Annotated in this window: 18 protein-coding genes; 7 read left to right on the top strand and 11 right to left on the bottom strand. The window is 55.6% G+C overall.

Going from position 1 to position 19672, the window contains the following annotated elements; all coding sequences use genetic code 11:
• The first annotated feature begins 21 nt into the window (after window positions 1–21).
• Together secA and mutT are read left to right on the top strand one after the other, a co-directional pair.
• The gene (gene secA / locus P346_RS08155) at window positions 22–2727 is read left to right on the top strand and encodes a preprotein translocase subunit SecA (protein WP_032660674.1); all 2706 of its coding nucleotides are present in this window, start codon (window positions 22–24) and stop codon (window positions 2725–2727) included.
• A 57-nt stretch (window positions 2728–2784) separates the two neighbouring features.
• Complete coding sequence (mutT, locus tag P346_RS08160; protein WP_023310403.1) at window positions 2785–3177, top strand: 8-oxo-dGTP diphosphatase MutT; 393 nt, start codon at window positions 2785–2787, stop codon at window positions 3175–3177.
• A gap of 34 nt (window positions 3178–3211) precedes the next feature.
• On the opposite strand, the gene yacG is transcribed toward mutT, so the two are convergent.
• The 3 genes from yacG to coaE are packed head-to-tail and all read right to left on the bottom strand — an operon-like array spanning window position 3212 to window position 4779.
• The gene (gene yacG / locus P346_RS08165) at window positions 3212–3406 is read right to left on the bottom strand and encodes a DNA gyrase inhibitor YacG (protein WP_023310404.1); all 195 of its coding nucleotides are present in this window, start codon (window positions 3404–3406) and stop codon (window positions 3212–3214) included.
• Window positions 3407–3415: 9 nt separating this feature from the next.
• Window positions 3416–4159: a cell division protein ZapD gene (gene zapD, locus P346_RS08170; protein WP_023310405.1), complete on the bottom strand. Its 744-nt coding sequence runs from the start codon at window positions 4157–4159 to the stop codon at window positions 3416–3418.
• Entirely contained in the window at window positions 4159–4779 is a 621-nt protein-coding gene (coaE, locus tag P346_RS08175) for a dephospho-CoA kinase (RefSeq protein WP_032660670.1), read from the bottom strand. Before coaE ends, zapD begins: the two co-directional genes overlap by 1 nt.
• Before the next feature lie 228 nt (window positions 4780–5007).
• On the opposite strand from coaE, the gene P346_RS08180 reads away from it, so the two are divergent.
• Window positions 5008–6051, top strand: a complete 1044-nt coding sequence (locus P346_RS08180) for a GMP reductase (RefSeq protein ID WP_023310407.1) — start codon at window positions 5008–5010, stop codon at window positions 6049–6051.
• A 40-nt stretch (window positions 6052–6091) separates the two neighbouring features.
• Here P346_RS08180 and hofC read toward each other — a convergent pair whose 3' ends face one another.
• The 4 genes from hofC to nadC all read right to left on the bottom strand — a co-directional run bounded on the left by hofC (window position 6092) and on the right by nadC (window position 10165).
• The gene (gene hofC, locus P346_RS08185; RefSeq protein WP_032660667.1) at window positions 6092–7276 is read right to left on the bottom strand and encodes a protein transport protein HofC; all 1185 of its coding nucleotides are present in this window, start codon (window positions 7274–7276) and stop codon (window positions 6092–6094) included.
• Window positions 7266–8648: a type II secretion system protein GspE gene (gspE, locus tag P346_RS08190; RefSeq protein WP_032660665.1), complete on the bottom strand. Its 1383-nt coding sequence runs from the start codon at window positions 8646–8648 to the stop codon at window positions 7266–7268. Before gspE ends, hofC begins: the two co-directional genes overlap by 11 nt.
• 10 nt (window positions 8649–8658) lie before the next feature.
• Window positions 8659–9096, bottom strand: coding sequence for a prepilin peptidase-dependent pilin (gene ppdD, locus P346_RS08195; protein WP_032660662.1), 438 nt, complete (start codon window positions 9094–9096; stop codon window positions 8659–8661).
• 175 nt (window positions 9097–9271) lie between these two features.
• Window positions 9272–10165, bottom strand: a complete 894-nt coding sequence (gene nadC / locus P346_RS08200; RefSeq protein WP_032660661.1) for a carboxylating nicotinate-nucleotide diphosphorylase — start codon at window positions 10163–10165, stop codon at window positions 9272–9274.
• An 87-nt stretch (window positions 10166–10252) separates the two neighbouring features.
• Here nadC and ampD point away from each other — a divergent pair, with 87 nt between their 5' ends.
• Window positions 10253–10804, top strand: a complete 552-nt coding sequence (gene ampD / locus P346_RS08205) for a 1,6-anhydro-N-acetylmuramyl-L-alanine amidase AmpD (RefSeq protein ID WP_032660658.1) — start codon at window positions 10253–10255, stop codon at window positions 10802–10804.
• A 9-nt stretch (window positions 10805–10813) separates the two neighbouring features.
• Window positions 10814–11668, top strand: coding sequence for a beta-lactamase regulator AmpE (gene ampE, locus P346_RS08210; RefSeq protein WP_032660657.1), 855 nt, complete (start codon window positions 10814–10816; stop codon window positions 11666–11668).
• An 18-nt stretch (window positions 11669–11686) separates the two neighbouring features.
• Here the strand turns inward: ampE and P346_RS08215 are convergent, their stop codons facing one another.
• The 4 genes from P346_RS08215 to P346_RS0121790 form a co-directional block, all read right to left on the bottom strand.
• On the bottom strand, window positions 11687–12637 hold the full coding sequence (locus P346_RS08215; protein WP_032660654.1) for a glycoside hydrolase family 43 protein: 951 nt from the start codon (window positions 12635–12637) through the stop codon (window positions 11687–11689).
• Between the two features lie 10 nt (window positions 12638–12647).
• Window positions 12648–14045 (bottom strand): glycoside-pentoside-hexuronide (GPH):cation symporter, encoded by a 1398-nt coding sequence (locus tag P346_RS08220; protein ID WP_032660652.1) that lies wholly within the window; start codon window positions 14043–14045, stop codon window positions 12648–12650.
• Window positions 14046–14209: 164 nt separating this feature from the next.
• Window positions 14210–15580 carry an aromatic amino acid transporter AroP gene (gene aroP, locus P346_RS08225; RefSeq protein WP_032660649.1) on the bottom strand — a complete coding sequence of 457 codons (1371 nt, stop codon included), beginning with the start codon at window positions 15578–15580 and terminating at the stop codon, window positions 14210–14212.
• A gap of 27 nt (window positions 15581–15607) precedes the next feature.
• Entirely contained in the window at window positions 15608–15853 is a 246-nt protein-coding gene (locus P346_RS0121790) for a hypothetical protein (RefSeq protein WP_084492159.1), read from the bottom strand.
• Between the two features lie 263 nt (window positions 15854–16116).
• On the opposite strand from P346_RS0121790, the gene pdhR reads away from it, so the two are divergent.
• Both pdhR and aceE read left to right on the top strand, forming a co-directional pair.
• The gene (pdhR, locus tag P346_RS08230) at window positions 16117–16881 is read left to right on the top strand and encodes a pyruvate dehydrogenase complex transcriptional repressor PdhR (protein WP_008501960.1); all 765 of its coding nucleotides are present in this window, start codon (window positions 16117–16119) and stop codon (window positions 16879–16881) included.
• Window positions 16882–17004: 123 nt separating this feature from the next.
• Window positions 17005–19668: a pyruvate dehydrogenase (acetyl-transferring), homodimeric type gene (gene aceE / locus P346_RS08235; RefSeq protein WP_023334524.1), complete on the top strand. Its 2664-nt coding sequence runs from the start codon at window positions 17005–17007 to the stop codon at window positions 19666–19668.
• The last annotated feature ends 4 nt before the right edge of the window (window positions 19669–19672 follow it).

Genomic DNA, 19672 nt, shown 5'->3' with positions numbered 1-19672 from the left:
TGGGGCGTTTGAGAATTTATTATGCTAATCAAATTGTTAACTAAAGTTTTTGGTAGTCGTAACGATCGTACCCTGCGCCGTATGCGCAAAGCTGTTGCCGTCATCAACGGTATGGAACCGGCGATGGAGAAGCTCTCTGATGACGAGCTGAAAGCGAAAACGGCGGAGTTCCGCGCGCGTCTGGAAAAAGGCGAAACCTTAGAAAGCCTGATCCCGGAAGCGTTTGCTGTCGTGCGTGAAGCAAGTAAGCGCGTATTCGGCATGCGTCACTTCGACGTTCAGCTGCTGGGTGGTATGGTGCTTAACGAGCGCTGCATCGCGGAAATGCGTACCGGTGAAGGTAAAACCCTGACCGCAACGCTGCCGGCTTACCTGAACGCGCTGACCGGTAAAGGCGTTCACGTCGTTACCGTCAACGACTATCTGGCGCAGCGTGACGCCGAAAACAACCGTCCACTGTTCGAATTCCTCGGTATGACCGTCGGCATCAACATGTCCGGCCTGCCTGCGCCAGCCAAGCGCGAAGCGTATAACGCGGACATCACCTACGGCACCAACAACGAATACGGCTTCGACTATCTGCGTGACAACATGGCGTTCAGCCCGGAAGAGCGCGTACAGCGTAAACTGCACTATGCGCTGGTGGATGAGGTTGACTCCATCCTGATCGATGAAGCGCGTACCCCGCTGATCATCTCCGGCCCGGCTGAAGACAGCTCCGAGATGTACCGTAAGGTCGACAAAATCATTCCACACCTGCTGCGCCAGGAGAAAGAGGACTCGGATACCTTCCAGGGTGAAGGCCACTTCTCCGTTGATGAAAAAGCGCGCCAGGTGAACCTGACCGAACGCGGTCTGGTGAAAATTGAAGAGCTGCTGGTCGCTGAAGGCATCATGGAAGAGGGCGAGTCCCTGTACTCCCCAAGCAACATCATGCTGATGCACCACGTGACCGCTGCACTGCGCGCCCACGCGCTGTTCACCCGCGACGTCGATTACATCGTTAAAGACGGCGAAGTGATCATCGTCGATGAACACACCGGCCGTACCATGCAGGGACGTCGCTGGTCTGACGGTCTGCACCAGGCTGTGGAAGCCAAAGAAGGTGTGGATATTCAGAATGAAAACCAGACGCTGGCGTCTATCACCTTCCAGAACTACTTCCGTCTGTACGAGAAGCTGGCGGGGATGACCGGTACTGCTGATACCGAAGCGTTTGAATTCAGCTCCATCTACAAGCTGGATACCGTGGTCGTTCCAACCAACCGTCCGATGATCCGTAAGGATATGCCGGACCTGGTATATATGACCGAAGCGGAAAAAATTCAGGCGATCATCGAAGATATTCGCGACCGTACTGCCAATGGCCAGCCGGTTCTGGTGGGGACCATCTCCATCGAGAAATCCGAAGTGGTTTCGCACGAGCTGACCAAAGCAGGCATCAAACACAACGTTCTTAACGCCAAATTCCACGCCAAAGAAGCGGACATTGTTGCGCAGGCGGGTTATCCGGCTGCCGTGACCATCGCCACCAACATGGCGGGTCGTGGTACCGATATTATGCTGGGCGGTAGCTGGCAGGCTGAAGTGGCGGAGCTGGAAAACCCAACGCCAGAACAGATTGCGCAGATCAAAGCCGACTGGCAGGTTCGCCATGACGCCGTTCTGGCTTCCGGCGGTCTGCACATTATCGGTACAGAGCGTCATGAATCCCGTCGTATCGATAACCAGCTGCGTGGCCGTGCGGGTCGTCAGGGTGATGCCGGTTCATCCCGCTTCTACCTGTCTATGGAAGATGCGCTGATGCGTATTTTCGCCTCCGACCGCGTGTCCGGCATGATGCGTAAGCTGGGGATGAAGCCAGGCGAAGCCATTGAGCACCCGTGGGTGACTAAAGCGATCGCTAACGCACAGCGTAAAGTGGAAAGCCGCAACTTTGATATTCGTAAGCAGCTGCTGGAATATGATGATGTGGCTAACGATCAGCGTCGTGCGATCTACACCCAGCGTAACGAACTGCTGGACGTGTCCGACGTGAGCGAAACCATCAACAGCATTCGTGAAGATGTGTTTAAAGCCACCATCGACGCGCATATTCCACCGCAGTCTCTGGAAGAGATGTGGGATATCGAAGGCCTGCAGGAACGTCTGAAAAATGACTTTGACCTCGATCTGCCAATCAAAGAGTGGCTGGATAAAGAGCCTGAGCTGCACGAAGAGACCCTGCGTGAACGTATCTTTGAAACCGCGCTGGACGTCTACAAGCGTAAGGAAGAAGTCGTAGGCGAAGAGATGATGCGTCACTTCGAAAAAGGCGTGATGCTGCAGACCCTGGATTCCCTGTGGAAAGAGCACCTGGCGGCGATGGACTATCTGCGTCAGGGTATTCACCTGCGTGGCTATGCGCAGAAAGATCCGAAGCAGGAATACAAGCGTGAATCCTTCTCCATGTTTGCCTCTATGCTGGAGTCACTGAAGTACGAAGTGATCAGCACCCTGAGCAAGGTTCAGGTGCGTATGCCGGAAGAAGTGGAGGCGATGGAGCAGCAGCGTCGTGAAGAAGCCGAGCGTCTGGCACAGATGCAGCAGCTGAGTCATCAGACCGACGACAGCGAAGCCGCAGCGGCGATCGCCGCACAGACCGGCGATCGTAAAGTGGGTCGTAACGATCCGTGCCCGTGTGGTTCCGGTAAAAAGTACAAGGCGTGCCACGGCCGTCTGAGCTAAGTACATAAAAAAACAAAAAGGCGCAGATTTCTGCGCCTTTTTTATGGAAGTGACAATATGAAAATACTGCAAATTGCCGTCGGGATTATTCGCAACCCGCAAAACCAAATCTTCATCACCCAGCGCGCTGCCGACGCCCATATGGCGAACAAGTGGGAGTTCCCGGGCGGTAAAATCGAGTCAGGTGAAACGCCGGAAGAGGCGCTGGTTCGGGAGCTTCAGGAAGAGGTGGGGATCACCCCGCTTGGCGCAACGCTGTTTGATAAGCTTGAATACCAGTTTCCGGACAGGCACATCACGCTGTGGTTCTGGCTGGTGGAAAACTGGGAAGGTGAACCCTGGGGAAAAGAAGGACAGCCGGGTAACTGGGTTGAACTTCAGGCAAGCGATGCCGAAAAATTCCCGCCAGCTAATGAGCCCGTGATCCTGCGGTTAGTCGCACAACCGTAGGCCTGCCGGGCGAAGCGCCAGCAGGCTTTACAGATTACTGCTGGGTTTCGCTCCAGTCATCGCTGTCTGAGAGATCGCCTTCGCTTGGAATGCGTTTCTCTTCCGCCGCCCATTCGCCCAGGTCAATAAGCTGACAGCGCTTGCAGCAGAATGGGCGGAACGGACTCACTTCGCCCCAGACAACGGTTTTGCCACAGGTTGGGCAGCTTACGGTGGTGACATCAGACATCGGCACTCCTTAACAACAGGCCAGTTCAAAATCGAGACGTTCCGGCACGGTGCCATTTTCGCTGTCCAGCGGCATAAAGCGAATCGCAAAGCGGCTCTTATGCCCGGAAATCTGCGGGTAAAGCTGTTCGCCGAGAGACAGATTGAGACGCAGAAGATCGGCATCATCACCGTTATCCTGGAAGAAACCATTCAGGCTGGTTTGCTTGCGGAACGGCGCAGAGTTACGGATCAGATCGAGGATCAGCGACAGCGTCTGGTGCATTGGCTCCAGGCTTGCCAGCCAGCTGTTCACCTGCGCGTCACGCTGCGCCTGTGGCATATGTAGCCACATATGCAGCGTCGGCAAATCGAAGCTGCAGCAGCCTCCAGGGATGCTCAGGCGCTGGCGCACCAGGCCAATCAGGCGGTCTTCACGCAAAAACTGCCCGACGCGCGGCGCGGCCATCAGGACGGCGCTGCTGCTTTTCAACTGCTGGCGGAGCGCGTCGATACGGCTCTGATCTACGCCGGGGACCTCTGTCCATGCCTGCAATTTACGCTGCTGGCGCTCCAGCTCTTTGAGTAATTCTGTGCGGACATCGCCGCGCTCAATCACATCCAGCAGATCGCCTACGTTGCGGAAGAAGTGCAGCGCCGTGGCATGATCGTTAACAGGCAGATGTTGTGAAAGCTGTTGAATAAGGAATTCGATGCGCAGCCAGGTGCGCATTTTTTCGTTGAGTGGATGCTCAAAAAGGATGTGTGTCGACATTATGGTTTTTCCTGTGCAACGGCCTGCGCGGCGAACGTTAGATACTGCGCGTGCAGACGGGCAACATCCGATGCAATGGCATCTGGTGCGCCGTTATTATCAATAACATCATCCGCCACGGCAAGGCGCTGAGCGCGCGTAGCCTGAGCGGCAAGAATTTGTTCAGCATGCTCCCGCGAGACGCGATCGCGCGCCATGGTTCGCTGGATTTGCGTTTCGGGTGCGACATCAATCACCAGCACACGATCGGCTTTCTTCTGCAGCTGATTTTCAATCAGTAGCGGAACCACCCACAGGACATAGGGCGAGCGGGCTGCGGCTATCTGACGCTGAGTTTCCTGGTGGATGATGGGGTGGAGCAGGGCATTAAGCCAGGCTTTTTCCGCAGAATCAGAAAAAATGCATTCGCGAAGCTGACGGCGATTCAGTGAGCCATCGGCATTGATGACTGTCTGACCAAAATGTTCTGCGATGACCTTGAGCGCGGGTGTATTGGGCTCTACCACCTGGCGGGCAATGATATCGGCATCAATAATCGTGATACCCAAACGAGAGAACGCGTCCGCAACGGTACTTTTGCCACTACCGATGCCGCCGGTTAATGCGACGATATACCCCATTAATTCAAACCCTGGGAATTATTCATTATTAAAATCAGTTGATTAAAACTCTTAGGTGCGCCAGTAACTGTTTGGCCCTGTTTACCGGCTTTTTACCAGGTAAATTTATAGGATTGTAGCGTAAAAAAAGAGAATTTCGCAGTCTTGCGGAGCAGGTATTAGTGCGTATGATAACGTCACTGGAGTTGTGCTTTTAACATATTTGCCTCTAACCCCAGGAATCCGCACATGCGTATCGAAGAAGATCTGAAGTTAGGTTTCAAAGACGTTCTTATCCGCCCTAAACGCTCTACACTGAAAAGTCGCTCAGACGTTGAACTCGAACGTCAATTCACCTTTAAGCATTCCGGTCAGACCTGGTCTGGCGTGCCGATCATCGCCGCCAACATGGATACTGTGGGAACCTTTGAGATGGCAACCGCCCTGGCACAGTTCGACATTCTTACCGCCGTTCACAAACATTACAGCCCTGAAGAGTGGAATGCGTTTGTTGCGTCCGCTTCTGCTGACGTGGTGAAGCATGTGATGGTTTCTACCGGGACCTCCGATGCGGATTTCGAGAAGACCAAACAGATCCTGAACGCTAACCCGGCGCTCAACTTCGTTTGTATTGACGTGGCGAACGGTTACTCCGAGCACTTCGTGCAGTTCGTCAGCAAGGCGCGCGAGGCCTGGCCGACGAAAACCATCATCGCGGGCAACGTGGTGACCGGTGAAATGTGTGAAGAGCTGATCCTCTCCGGCGCAGATATCGTGAAAGTGGGTATTGGCCCGGGCTCCGTGTGCACGACCCGCGTCAAAACCGGCGTCGGTTATCCGCAGCTTTCCGCCGTCATTGAATGCGCCGATGCGGCGCACGGTCTGGGCGGTCAGATCATCAGCGATGGTGGCTGTACCATGCCGGGCGACGTTGCGAAAGCCTTCGGCGGCGGCGCCGACTTCGTGATGCTCGGCGGTATGCTGGCAGGCCACGAAGAGAGCGGTGGTACCGTTGTTGAAGAGAACGGCGAGAAATTTATGCTGTTCTACGGCATGAGCTCTGAATCCGCAATGACCCGTCACGTCGGTGGCGTGGCAAAATACCGTGCGGCAGAAGGCAAAACCGTTAAGCTGCCTCTGCGCGGCCCGGTTGAATACACCGCGCGCGATATCCTCGGCGGCCTGCGCTCGGCCTGCACCTACGTTGGGGCATCCCGCCTGAAAGAACTGACTAAACGTACAACGTTTATTCGCGTTCAGGAACAGGAAAACCGCGTATTCAATAGCCTGTAATGGCTTCTGCTGGCGCATGTCCGTGCGCCAGCACTGTTCACTAACCCGCGCTCATCGCATCCCCCAGATGGAAAATCGGTAGATACATTGCCACTACCAGCGTGCCGATGATGACCCCTGTCACAATCAGAAGCACCGGCTCGAGAAGTGCCGCCAGATTATCTGCCCGTTGAAAGGTCTGTTCCGTGTGATGCCGGGCGAGGTTTGCCAGCATGATGTCCAGCGCGCCTGACATTTCACCGGTTCGTAAAAGCTGAATACACAGCGGGGTAAAGATGGCCGCTTTCTGAAAGGATGACCAGACGGGGAGACCTTTTTCAATGTCCTCCCGAACGCTGCGGAGTATCCCCCGCCAGTAACAACTTTCAACGGTTTCCTCTGCGCTCTCCAGGCCCTGTAAAAAGGGGATACCTGCCTGCTGCGTGAGTGACAGCACGGTAAAGATGTGTCCCAGTTTTTGGCCTTTTGCCAGCGCGCCCATCACGGGCATGTGCATCAGCATGCGCTGCCAGCGAGGGTTCTGCCGCAGAGCCCATGCGGCGGCTAAGGGCGTTAATAACGCGGCGAACAACGCGAGGGCATAGGACTGGATAAATGCGGCCATCCCCATGACTATTTGTGTCAGCAACGGGAGCGGCGTGTTAAACGTTTTGTAGATCGCGGCAAACTCGGGCAAGACCAGAATGACCATCGCCAGCACCACGAGTACGGCCAGCGTCAGGACGATCGCCGGGTAGCGCAGGGCCTTTTTCACCTTCTCTCTGAGCAGCTGCTGCGCTTTTTGCTGCTGCGCGAGCTGGCGGCAGCACTCCTCCAGTTTCCCTGTGAGCTCACCGGTTTTCACCATCGAGACATGCAGTGGGCTAAACACCGCTGGCCACTTTTTTAGCGACTCAGAAAAGGGGGATCCCTCACTGAGCTCATCGGCAATGCTTTGCAGCAGCGCCTGCCACGGTTTTAACGGATGCTGTTCTGCCAGCATCTGCAGGCTGTGGGACAACGTCAGCCCCGCCTGCAGAAGCGTTGCGAGCTGGCGAAACATCTCGCAGCAGTGATGTGGCTGCCAGCGGTGTCGCTGAGCGCATCGGGTCAGCGCCAGAGGATGGAGATCGCTACGCATCAGCCTGGTGAAGGCGGCAGTGCGGTCTGTGGCCCAGAGCGTCCCGCTTCGGGGTTCTCCTTCCTGGGTGAGCGCTCGCCAGCGCCAGAGCTGATTAGCAGCCATCCGGCATTCCCAGCACGCGCACCAGCTCTTCGATCGTGGTCAGCCCTTGTTCGACGGCCATGCAGCCGTGCTCAAAAAGAGTAATCATTCCCGCCTGCCGGGCACTCGCCTCTATCCCTTCGATTCCCGCCCCGCTGGCTATGGCCTGACGCAGGGCATTGTCGATCGCCAGCACTTCAAAAATGGCCACGCGGCCATAAAAACCGTGATAACAGCGATCGCAGCCGGTGGGCTGCCAGCGTGGAAGCGGTCTGGACCATACGGCGCGCGGTAGTTCAGCATGCTGGCTGGCTTCCCGGCGACAGTGCGGACACAAACGCCGGACCAGTCTTTGGGCAATTACCATCGACAGCGCGGAAGATATCATCCAGCGCGCGACGCCCATCTGCTCCAGGCGAACCAGGGTTTCCGTCGTCGAGTTGGTGTGCAGCGTTGACAGCACCAGATGACCGGTCTGAGCGGCATTAATGGCAATTTCTGCCGTTTCGCCGTCACGGATTTCGCCGACCATAATGATGTCTGGATCCTGACGCAGCAGTGCCCGCAGCACGCTCTGGAATGTTAAACCCGCCCGGGGATTAATCTGCGTCTGGTTTAATCCCGCAAGGGGGATCTCAATGGGATCCTCTACGCTACAGATGTTGACGTCAGGGGTGTTACGCGCCTGCAGCGCGCTGTACAGCGTCACGGTTTTGCCGCTGCCGGTGGGGCCGGTGACCAGAATCAGCCCCTGCGGCTGGTGGAGAACCTCATTGAAACAGGCCAGTTGTTCTGCGCTCATACCAAGCGCTTTCGGCTCAAGAGCCTGCTGAACCTGATGCAGCAGACGCAGCACAATTTTCTCGCCACCGCTGCAGGGAAGCGTCGCGATCCGAAACGAGACCGGCGCGTTTGACAGCTCAATCGTAAACTGACCGTCCTGAGGTAAACGACGTTCTGCAATATCCAGATTACCCAGCACCTTTAAACGTGCGCTGAACAGGCTGGCCAGCGAGGCGGAAAGCGGAGGCTGGGGGCAAAGAACCCCGTCGATGCGTAAACGGATCTGGCATGCGTGTTCCATCGGTTCGATATGAATGTCGGAGGCGCGCTGGCTGATTGCCTGCTGCAGCGTGTGGTTGAGGATATCCACCGTCGAGTGTGTTTGCGAAACGACGGGCAGATGCGATTGTGACGTTAGCTGCCGGTGTTTTTCCATGCGCTCAGCGCTCCAGCACTCAATATCAATCCGTTTCTGGGTCGCGAAGCGCAGCGCCTCCATGAGTTCAGCCGCGGGGCTGCCCACGACGGCGATGCTGACCATGTCACTGTCGCTGGTGAGCAGCAGAGCGTGATGGCGCTGACAAAGCGCCACGAGTTGATCGGTATTCATTATCCGCACCTCAGTTATTGTCGAAGCGGAAAACGTCTTCGCAGGCCTGTTTCAGGGCGCTGTCCGCGCTGATATTGCAGACACGCGTCCAGCCCGTCATACCGTTGCCGTCGCTCCACCGTGGCGTCATGGTTACCGTCAGCCCGTTAAGACTCTCCTGTCCTGTTAAGGTCACGGTCCCTTTTGCCACGCTCATTTCTGAAACGTAGCGTGTCGTGGCGGGAGAAGGGATACCGTTACTGCCGGCATCGCAGCTCTCCACGCCACCGTGATCCAGCGCGCAAAGCTCAATGGCCGTACGGTAGGGAACGAAGGTTTGCAGCATATCGGTCAGCGCCGCCTTGCGCAGGTAGTTCTGATAGGCGGGAACGCCGATGGCGCTCAGAATCGCAATGATGCCAATGACCACCATCAGCTCAATGAGTGTAAATCCTTGTTGTCTGTTCATATCTGCTCCTTATGCAAAGTGGCGCTACTTTGTCAGCGGGAAAGATCAGAAACGAGAGGCAAAAAAGGGAACGGGAAGGAGGCTTCAGAGAATTTTTTCAGTGTTGCAGGGCAGAACAGCGGATCTGCGAGCGGGGCTGAAATTCCCCTCTCCGGGTGGAGAGGGGGGGAATGCGTTATTTGAAGCGCATTGAGAGGTCGAGGGCGCGAACGTGTTTGGTCAGCGCGCCAACGGAGATGTAATCCACGCCGGTTTCGGCGAATTCACGGATCGTTTCGAAAGTGACGTTCCCGGACACCTCAAGCTGGGCCCGGCCGTTAGTCAGTTTTACCGCCTCGCGCATCTGCTCTGTTTCGAAGTTATCGAGCATGATGATATCGGCCCCGGCCTTAATCGCCTGCTCCAGCTCTTCCAGACTTTCGACTTCTACCTCGACAGGCACGTCCGGGTGCAGCCAGAAGGCTTTCTCAACCGCCTGACGCACGGAGCCAGAGGCAATAATGTGGTTCTCTTTAATCAGGAAGGCGTCGGATAAGCCCAGGCGATGGTTTGCGCCGCCGCCGCAGAGCACCGCATACTTCAGCGCGGTGCGCAGGCCCGGCAGCGTTTTGCGGGTATCCAGCAGCTGGGTGCGGGTACCGGCCAGCAGGTCAACGTAGCGACGCACTTCGCTGGCCACGCCTGAGAGCGTTTGTACAAAATTGAGCGCGGTACGTTCGCCGGTCAGCAAAACGCGGGAAGGACCGTCCAGTTCGAACAGCGGCTGGTTGGCCGTGACTGCGTCGCCGTCTTCAACATGCCAGGTCACCTGCACATCATCGCCCGCCAGCTGGGTAAACACCTCTTCAACCCAACGCTTGCCGCAAAAGACGCCGTCTTCACGGGTGATAATGACCGCGTGGGAGCGCGTCTCTTTTGGCAATAATTGTGCGGTAATATCCTTATCAGCGTTAACGTCACCGCCCAGATCTTCTTTCAAAGCATGGGAGACGCTTGCCGGAATATCCATATTAATACGTTCCAGAAGCGCTTCACGTCGGTGGTCGGGGTTGTAGCGGCGAGGCGGCATGATAAAACTCCAAATTGGTAACGAATCATAATATTGAAACATGCTACTCTGAACCGAGTCATTGCACCATACAGAAGGAGTTCCAGCATGTTGTTAGAAAACGGATGGCTGGTGGATGCGCGGCACGTGCCCTCGCCGCACCACGATTGCCGCCCGGAGGATGAAAAGCCCACACTGCTGGTGGTTCATAATATTAGTCTCCCGCCGGGTGAATTTGGCGGCCCGTGGATCGATGCGTTATTCACGGGAACGATTGATCCCGATGCTCATCCCTTCTTTGCTGAAATTGCACATCTGCGCGTATCGGCTCACTGTCTGATTCGTCGCGATGGTGAAGTGGTTCAGTATGTTCCCTTTGATAAGCGCGCCTGGCATGCCGGCGTGTCGATGTATCACGGGCGCGAACGGTGCAACGATTTTTCTATCGGAATCGAACTGGAAGGCACGGATACGACGCCCTACACCGATTCACAGTATCAACAGCTAGCGGCAGTGACCCGCACGCTTATCGGACTCTACCCGGCTATCGCCGACAATATCACGGGACACAGTGATATTGCCCCGGAGAGAAAAACCGATCCCGGCCCGGCCTTTGACTGGCCCCGGTTTCGCGCCGTGCTCACCGCGTCGTCAGAATAAGGAGATACCATGACGTTGTTTACCATGCTGCTGGTTATCATCGCTGAACGCCTGTTCAAGCTCGGTGAGCACTGGCATCTGGATCACCGGCTGGAGATGTTATTCCGCCGTATCAAACATTTTTCCATGCTGCGCACGCTGCTGATGATGGCAGGGGTGATGGTCATTACGTTCCTGCTCCTGCGCTCGCTGTACGGACTCTTTTTCAACGTGCCGCTGCTGGTGGTGTGGATCCTGCTTGGGGTGCTATGCATTGGCGCAGGCAAGGTGCGTTTACACTATCATGCATACCTGAAAGCCGCCTCCCGTGACGATGCCCATGCGCGCGGTGCCATGGCGAGCGAGCTGACGATGATCCACGGCGTGCCGCCGGACTGCGACGAGCGCGAATTCCTGCGCGAGCTGCAAAACGCGCTGCTGTGGATTAACTTCCGTTACTATCTTGCGCCGCTGTTCTGGTTCGTGGTGGGCGGTCCGTGGGGGCCGGTACTGCTTATGGGGTATGCGTTCCTGCGCGCCTGGCAGACCTGGCTTGCCCGTTATCTGACGCCGCATGAACGCCTGCAGTCCGGTATTGACGCCATCCTGCACGTGCTCGACTGGCTTCCGGTGCGTCTGGTAGGCGTGGTGTACGCGTTAATTGGTCACGGTGAAAAAGCGCTGCCCGCTTGGTTCGCGTCTCTTGCCGATCGTCATACGTCGCAGTACCAGGTGCTAACGCGTCTGGCGCAGTTTTCGCTGGCGCGTGAGCCGCATACCGACAAGATTGAAACGCCAAAGGCCGCTGTCTCCATGGCGAAGAAAACGTCGTTTGTGGTGGTGGTGATCGTGGCGCTGCTGACGATTTACGGCACGCTGGTGTAGGCCAGCGCGCCGCAAAAACTAAAGCGTATCCGCGGGCGGGATGCCGAAATCAGGCATCCCGTTTTCATTCCAGCGGACGAGCTTCAGGCGGGTATGACGGTTCGGATCGTACAGCGGGTCGCCCTCAATTTCGGTGTAGTTCCGCGCGTGATACACCAGCACGTCTTCCCCTTCGGGCGTTTGCGTAAAGCTGTTGTGTCCCGGGCCGTACTGACGATTTTCGTAGCTGGTAACGAACACCGGACGCGGGGATTTGTGCCAGTTTGCCGGGTTTTGCGGATTGGCATTCAGGTCTATCCACAGTAGCCCCATGCAGTAGTTCTCGTCGGTGGCGCTGGCGGAATAGCTGATAAACAGCTTATCGCCGTGAACCAGCACCGCCGGGCCTTCGTTGACCCAAAACCCGCGACGCTCCCAGTCATACTCCGGCTTGCTGAGCATCACCGGCTCGCCTTTCAGCGTCCACGGGTTCTCCATTTCACACAGATAAAGATTGGAGTTGCCGGTGATGTCCGGCGCTTTTTGCGCCCACAGATACCAGCGTTTCCCCTGATGAACAAAGGTGGTGGCGTCCAGGGCGAAGGTATCGAAAGGCGTTTTGATCTGCCCTTTTTCCACCCACGCGCCGGTGAGCGGATCGCCGTCGGCACATTCAATGGCGAACATACGGTGCTGGAACATCCCGAGCGCGTCGAGCGCCTGGGTGTGCGTCGCGGCAAAATAGATGTACCACTTCCCGTCAATGTGATGCAGTTCCGGCGCCCAGATCAGCTGGCTCATCGGGCTGGTCTCGGGTTTGCGCCAGACCACCACTTCTTCAGCATTACGTAAGCCTTCCAGCGACTCTGCGCGGCGGATCGCCAGCCTGTCGTACTCCGGCACGGAGGCGATGAAATAGTACTGCCCCTCATGGCGTAAAATGTACGGGTCGGCGCGTTGTTCGATAAACGGGTTTGGCCAGGTTTGCATTCGGCTTTCCTTATTTTGTCTCTGCGGCTTTCAGTTCCTGATAATCGTTCAGCTCGCGATAGTTGCTGCGGCGTTTTTCCAGATCGAGCTGGATCTGCTTCATGGTTTCGCGGTCCACTTTCAGCAGGCGCACCACGCCAGCGGTAATTAAGTATCCAACGCCGGGAATGACGGTAAACAGCAGCACGATCCCGTTAATGGCGTCCGCGCTTTGCGCTTTTGCGCCCGCGTCATAGCCGTACCAGGAGAGCAGGAAGCCGACCATCGCCCCGGCAATCGCCAGCCCCAGCTTCAGGAAGAAGATGTTGCCGGAGAAGCTGATCCCGGTAATGCGCTTACCGGTCTTCCACTCGCCGTAGTCGTCCACGTCGGCCATCAGCGACCAGTGCAGCGGAGACGGGATCTGGTGCAGGATGTTCAGCAGGAAGTAGAGCACCACGATGGTGATGGTGGCTTTCGGGTCGAAGAAATAAAAGGCGGTTGAGAAAATCGCCAGCACGATATTGGTCCAGAAGAAGACCTTGAGCTTGCACCAGCGGTCGGTCAGCACTTTTGCCAGCACGCTGCCGAGCATCATGCCGACCACGCCCAGACTGATAAACAGCGTGGCGAAGTGGGTGCTCTGGCCCATCACCCAGGTGACGTAATACATGGTGGCCGCCATGCGGATAAAGCCCGGGCAGACGTTGCACAGGGTCAGGAGCAGAATGCGTACCCACTGGTCGTTCTTCCACACGTCTTTCAGATCGTTTTTCAGCTCGTCGTTGGTCTGTACCGCCGGGCGCACGCGCTCGCGCACGGTGGCGAAGCAGAACAGGAACATGCAGGTTCCAATCAGCGCCAGCACGGTCATCGCCATCTGATAGCCTTTGGCTTTGTTATCCCCACCAAACCAGTCGGCCATCGGCAGCAGCGTTAATGAGAGCAGCAGCGTGGCGATACCGACCAGCACGAAGCGATACGACTGGCAGGCCACGCGTTCTTTTGGATCGTTGGTGATCACCCCGCCAAGCGAGCAGTAGGGAATGTTGATGGCCGTATAGGTCAAAGAGAGCAGGAAGTAGGTGACAAACGCATAGATAACTTTGCTGTTATAGCTCCACTCCGGCGTGGTGAACATCAGGATGCTGAACAGCGCGTAGGGGAAGGCGATCCACAGCAGCCATGGACGAAACCGGCCATATTTACTGCGGGTACGGTCGGCAATCGCGCCCATGATCGGGTCCGTTACGGCGTCAATCACGCGCACGGAAAGCAGCAGCACGCCGACCAGCGCAGGGGCGAGGCCAAAAATATCCGTATAAAAATAGTTAACAAACAGCATGATGGCGCCGAAGATGATGTTGCATCCCGCGTCGCCCATCCCATAGCCGATCTTTTCTTTTACTGACAGTGTGTTGTTATCCATCGACAGCTCTCCGGTTTACGGTATGGAGAGAATTATTTGCTGGCAAAGGAATATATGCGTTGCAGTATCAGGGCGGTGATATGGATAAATGCGCTGTGGACGTGAAAGTGTGAGGGAGGTAACAACGCGCGGCGCCCGCAAAAGCAGGCGCCGCGGAGAGAGGCTTAGTGTGCTTTCATGGCATTACGGCTTTTCTGACTGAAGAGATAGCCCACGCCAAGGATCGCAATCCAGACCGGGATCAGGTAGACGGAAATCGCCATACCCGGGGTGATCAGCATGATCACCAGCACGGCCGCCATGAACACCAGGCACACCCAGTTGCCCAGCGGGTAAAGCAGGGCAGGGAAGCGGGTGGTGACACCCTGCTGCTGCTTGGCGCGGCGGAACTTCATGTGCGCCAGGCTGATCATCGCCCAGTTGATAACCAGGGCAGAGACCACCAGCGCCATCAGCAGGCCAAACGCCGATTCCGGAGCCATGTAGTTAATGAGCACGCACAGCGCGGTCACAACCGCCGAAACCAGTATCGTGTTTACCGGCACGCCGCGCTTATCGACGTTGAGCAGCGCTTTTGGCGCGTTGCCCTGCTGGGCCAGGCCGAACAGCATGCGGCTGTTGCAGTATACGCAGCTGTTGTAAACGGAGAGCGCTGCGGTCAGAACAACCACGTTGAGTGCGTTTGCTACAAAGGTATCGCCCAGCTCGTGGAAGATCAGCACAAACGGGCTGGTGTCGGCGGTCACGCGCGTCCACGGCAGCAGTGAGAGCAGCACGGCCAGCGAGCCCACATAGAAGATCAGTATGCGGTAGATAACCTGGTTAGTGGCTTTTGGAATGCTCTGCTCCGGGTTGTCGGCTTCAGCAGCGGTGATGCCCACCAGCTCCAGGCCGCCGAAGGAGAACATAATGATAGCCATCATCATCACCAGACCGGTCATGCCGTGAGGCAGAAATCCGCCCTGTTCCCAGAGGTTGCGCACGGTTGCCTGCGGGCCGCCGTTGCCGCTGAACAGCAGCCAGCCGCCAAAGATAATCATCGCCACAACGGCAATGACCTTGATGATAGCGAACCAGAACTCCATCTCACCGAACACTTTTACGTTGGTCAGGTTAATGGCGTTAATAATGACGAAGAAAGCCGCTGCGGAGGCCCAGGTTGGGATCTCGGGGTACCAGAACTGAATGTATTTCCCGACGGCGGTAAGCTCAGCCATGGCAACCAGAACGTACAGCACCCAGTAGTTCCAGCCCGAGGCGAAACCGGCAAAGCTGCCCCAGTATTTATAGGCAAAGTGGCTAAAGGAGCCTGCGACCGGCTCTTCAACGACCATTTCCCCTAACTGGCGCATGATCAGAAAAGCAATGAAACCTGCAATCGCGTAACCCAAAATAATGCCGGGACCGGCTGACTGGATAACGGACGCGCTGCCCAGAAACAGGCCGGTACCAATCGCACCGCCCAATGCGATGAGCTGTATATGGCGGTTTTTAAGCCCGCGCTTTAGCTGATCGCTGTGCTGTTGAGCTTCCATTTGAAACCTCGTGTGTGGTTGTTATGTTCACGCTGTGCGTGTGTAATTATGAAAATCCATATCTGTATTTATTTCTTTACGGTTAACGAGACCGAAAAAAGCGGAGATGACTTCCGTAAGCGCAAGAATAGTGGTAAGCGCCTGTGAATGCACCTGCTTTATGAAGGGGTGATGACGACTTGAATAAAAAGAAAGCATTTGTAAATCGGCCCGCTCATTCTTCCTAACCCAACCTATAGAATAGAAATGCTCCATAAGTGGGCGAATTTTCATTATTTGCCTTGTTGAATCGCTTCAGATTGCAAAAACCCTCGTTTCATTATGGTTAAAACTCCCTCTTTGGGAGTAATCAACTCATTTGTGCAAAGTTACATTTCTGAAACGTTATTTCTGTAAGGTTGTTAAAATGTGCAGGGTTTACTGATTTCAATCAAAACCAATATGGACAGAAGGTGAATACTTTGTTACTTTAGCGATACGAAATAGAAATTGGTAAGACCAATTGACTCCGGGCAAAAAGGCGTAAGACAGGGAATATGGCCTACAGCAAAATTCGCCAACCAAAACTATCTGATGTGATTGAGCAGCAGCTGGAGTTTTTAATCCTCGAAGGGACTCTGCGCCCGGGTGAGAAACTTCCGCCAGAACGCGAGCTGGCAAAACAGTTCGACGTTTCACGTCCCTCTCTGCGTGAGGCGATTCAACGTCTCGAAGCAAAGGGCTTGCTGCTTCGTCGCCAGGGCGGCGGAACCTTTGTGCAAAACAGCCTGTGGCAGAGCTTCAGCGATCCGCTGGTAGAACTTCTCTCTGACCACCCAGAATCCCAGTTTGACCTGCTTGAGACCCGTCACGCGCTTGAAGGTATTGCGGCCTATTACGCCGCCCTTCGCAGCACTGATGAAGATCGCGTGCGTATACGCGAACTGCATCAGGCCATTGAACGGGCACAGCAGTCCGGCGATTTAGACGCCGAGTCCAGCGCCGTCGTCCAGTATCAAATTGCCGTCACCGAAGCGGCCCACAACGTGGTGCTCCTCCATCTGCTACGCTGCATGGAGCCCATGCTGGCCCAGAACGTTCGTCAGAATTTTGAATTGTTGTATGCCCGTCGGGACATGCTCCCACTGGTAAGCAACCATCGCACCCGAGTATTCGAGGCGATAATGGCCGGGGAACCGGAGCAGGCGCGCGAAGCGTCGCACCGACATCTGGCTTTCATTGAGGAAATCTTGCTGGACCGCAGCCGTGAACAATCGCGTCGCGAACGTTCATTACGCCGCATACAGCAACGAAAGGATTAAGCGCCAGGTACTTTTAGAGCGCGGCAACTAAACGCAGAACCTGTCTTATTGTGTTTTCTGGCGAAAATACAATGGGACAGGTTCCAGACAAATCAACGTATTAGATAGATAAGGAATACCCCCATGTCAGAACGTCTCCAAAATGACGTGGATCCGATCGAAACTCGCGACTGGCTACAGGCGATCGAATCGGTCATCCGTGAAGAAGGTGTTGAGCGCGCTCAGTATCTGATTGATCAGCTGCTTTCTGAAGCCCGCAAAGGCGGTGTGAAAGTTGCTTCAGGTGCAGGGGCTAGCAACTACGTAAACACGATTGCCGTCGAAGACGAACCGGAATACCCGGGCAATCTGGATCTGGAACGTCGTATCCGTTCTGCAATCCGCTGGAACGCCATCATGACCGTTCTGCGCGCATCCAAGAAAGACCTGGAACTGGGTGGCCACATGGCGTCCTTCCAGTCTTCTGCGACCGTTTACGAAGTGTGCTTCAACCACTTCTTCCGTGCAGCGAACGAGAAAGACGGCGGCGATCTGGTGTACTTCCAGGGCCACATCTCTCCGGGCATCTATGCACGTGCATTCCTGGAAGGTCGTCTGACTGAAGAGCAGATGAACAACTTCCGTCAGGAAGTACACGGTAAAGGTCTGTCTTCTTACCCGCACCCTAAACTGATGCCTGAATTCTGGCAGTTCCCGACCGTATCTATGGGTCTGGGCCCAATCGGTGCGATCTATCAGGCTAAATTCCTGAAATACCTGGAACACCGTGGTCTGAAAGACACCTCTGAGCAGACCGTTTACGCCTTCCTGGGCGACGGCGAAATGGATGAGCCAGAATCCAAAGGTGCGATCACCATCGCAACCCGTGAGAAGCTGGACAACCTGTGCTTCATCATCAACTGTAACCTGCAGCGTCTGGATGGTCCGGTAACCGGTAACGGCAAGATCATCAACGAACTGGAAGGCATCTTCGCAGGTGCTGGCTGGAACGTGATCAAAGTCATGTGGGGCGGTCGTTGGGATGAGCTGCTGCGTAAAGACACCAGCGGTAAACTGATCCAGCTGATGAACGAAACCGTTGACGGTGACTACCAGACCTTCAAATCCAAAGACGGTGCCTACGTTCGTGAGCACTTCTTCGGCAAATATCCTGAAACCGCAGCACTGGTTGCAGACTGGACTGATGAGCAGATCTGGGCTCTGAACCGCGGTGGTCACGATCCGAAGAAAGTCTACGCTGCACTGAAAAAAGCGCGTGAAACCAAAGGTAAAGCGACTGTAATCCTGGCCCATACCATCAAAGGTTACGGCATGGGTGATACCGCAGAAGGTAAAAACATCGCTCACCAGGTTAAGAAAATGAACATGGACGGCGTGCGTTATATCCGCGACCGTTTCAACGTTCCAGTGACCGATGAGCAGGTAGAAAACCTGTCTTACATCACCTTCCCGGAAGGTTCTGAAGAGCACAAGTACCTGCACGAACGTCGTCAGGCGCTGAAAGGCTACCTGCCAGCTCGTCAGCCAAACTTCACCGAGAAGCTGGAACTGCCAGCGCTGGAAGACTTCTCTCAGCTGCTGGAAGAGCAGAACAAAGAGATCTCCACCACTATCGCTTTCGTTCGTGCCCTGAACGTGATGCTGAAGAACAAGTCGATCAAAGATCGTCTGGTTCCAATCATCGCCGACGAAGCGCGTACTTTCGGTATGGAAGGTCTGTTCCGTCAGATCGGTATCTACAGCCCGAACGGCCAGCAGTACACCCCGCAGGACCGTGAGCAGGTTGCATACTACAAAGAAGACGAGAAAGGTCAGATCCTGCAGGAAGGTATCAACGAGCTGGGCGCAGGCGCATCCTGGCTGGCTGCTGCGACCTCTTACAGCACCAACAACCTGCCGATGATCCCGTTCTACATCTACTACTCCATGTTCGGGTTCCAGCGTATCGGTGACCTGTGCTGGCAGGCAGGCGACCAGCAGGCTCGCGGCTTCCTGGTAGGCGGTACCTCCGGTCGTACGACCCTGAACGGTGAAGGTCTGCAGCACGAAGATGGCCACAGCCACATTCAGTCTCTGACTATCCCTAACTGTATCTCTTACGATCCGTCTTACGCGTACGAAGTGGCAGTCATCATGCATGACGGTCTGCAGCGCATGTACGGTGAAGCGCAAGAGAACATTTACTACTACATCACCACCCTGAACGAAAACTACCACATGCCGGCAATGCCAGCAGGTGCCGAGGAAGGTATCCGTAAAGGTATCTACAAACTCGAAACCCTCGAAGGTAGCAAAGGTAAAGTTCAGCTGCTGGGCTCCGGCTCTATCCTGCGTCACGTACGTGAAGCAGCGCAGATCCTGGCGAAAGACTACGGCGTGGGTTCCGACGTGTACTCTGTGACCTCCTTCACCGAACTGGCGCGTGATGGCCAGGATTGTGAGCGCTGGAACATGCTGCACCCACTGGAAACTCCACGCGTTCCGTACATCGCTCAGGTGATGAACGACGCGCCAGCTGTGGCGTCTACTGACTATATGAAACTGTTCGCTGAGCAGGTTCGTACTTACGTTCCAGCTGATGATTATCGCGTTCTGGGTACTGACGGCTTCGGTCGTTCTGACAGCCGCGAAAACCTGCGTCACCACTTCGAAGTGGATGCTTCTTACGTGGTTGTAGCAGCACTGGGCGAACTGGCTAAACGTGGCGAAATCGATAAGAAAGTGGTTGCGGACGCAATCACCAAATTCAACATCGATGCAGAAAAAGTTAACCCGCGTCTGGCGTAAGAGG

Source organism: Enterobacter sp. DC1, assembly GCF_000568075.1.
Taxonomy (GTDB): Bacteria; Pseudomonadota; Gammaproteobacteria; order Enterobacterales; family Enterobacteriaceae; genus Enterobacter; species Enterobacter asburiae.
Note: the sequence above shows the minus strand (reverse complement) of the source record. Positions and strands in the feature narration are given on the sequence as shown.

Excerpts from the sequence above, each read along its gene's own strand:
- yacG (WP_023310404.1), bottom strand. The coding sequence starts at position 3,406 with ATGTCTGATGTCACCACCGTAAGCTGCCCAACCTGTGGCAAAACCGTT.
- P346_RS08220 (WP_032660652.1), bottom strand. The coding sequence starts at position 14,045 with ATGGATAACAACACACTGTCAGTAAAAGAAAAGATCGGCTATGGGATG.
- ampD (WP_032660658.1), top strand. The coding sequence starts at position 10,253 with ATGTTGTTAGAAAACGGATGGCTGGTGGATGCGCGGCACGTGCCCTCG.
- mutT (WP_023310403.1), top strand. The coding sequence starts at position 2,785 with ATGAAAATACTGCAAATTGCCGTCGGGATTATTCGCAACCCGCAAAAC.
- pdhR (WP_008501960.1), top strand. The coding sequence starts at position 16,117 with ATGGCCTACAGCAAAATTCGCCAACCAAAACTATCTGATGTGATTGAG.
- ppdD (WP_032660662.1), bottom strand. The coding sequence starts at position 9,096 with ATGAACAGACAACAAGGATTTACACTCATTGAGCTGATGGTGGTCATT.
- P346_RS08215 (WP_032660654.1), bottom strand. The coding sequence starts at position 12,637 with ATGCAAACCTGGCCAAACCCGTTTATCGAACAACGCGCCGACCCGTAC.
- gspE (WP_032660665.1), bottom strand. The coding sequence starts at position 8,648 with ATGAATACCGATCAACTCGTGGCGCTTTGTCAGCGCCATCACGCTCTG.
- ampE (WP_032660657.1), top strand. The coding sequence starts at position 10,814 with ATGACGTTGTTTACCATGCTGCTGGTTATCATCGCTGAACGCCTGTTC.
- hofC (WP_032660667.1), bottom strand. The coding sequence starts at position 7,276 with ATGGCTGCTAATCAGCTCTGGCGCTGGCGAGCGCTCACCCAGGAAGGA.
- coaE (WP_032660670.1), bottom strand. The coding sequence starts at position 4,779 with ATGGGGTATATCGTCGCATTAACCGGCGGCATCGGTAGTGGCAAAAGT.
- P346_RS08180 (WP_023310407.1), top strand. The coding sequence starts at position 5,008 with ATGCGTATCGAAGAAGATCTGAAGTTAGGTTTCAAAGACGTTCTTATC.
- aroP (WP_032660649.1), bottom strand. The coding sequence starts at position 15,580 with ATGGAAGCTCAACAGCACAGCGATCAGCTAAAGCGCGGGCTTAAAAAC.
- zapD (WP_023310405.1), bottom strand. The coding sequence starts at position 4,159 with ATGTCGACACACATCCTTTTTGAGCATCCACTCAACGAAAAAATGCGC.
- secA (WP_032660674.1), top strand. The coding sequence starts at position 22 with ATGCTAATCAAATTGTTAACTAAAGTTTTTGGTAGTCGTAACGATCGT.
- aceE (WP_023334524.1), top strand. The coding sequence starts at position 17,005 with ATGTCAGAACGTCTCCAAAATGACGTGGATCCGATCGAAACTCGCGAC.
- nadC (WP_032660661.1), bottom strand. The coding sequence starts at position 10,165 with ATGCCGCCTCGCCGCTACAACCCCGACCACCGACGTGAAGCGCTTCTG.
- P346_RS0121790 (WP_084492159.1), bottom strand. The coding sequence starts at position 15,853 with ATGAAAATTCGCCCACTTATGGAGCATTTCTATTCTATAGGTTGGGTT.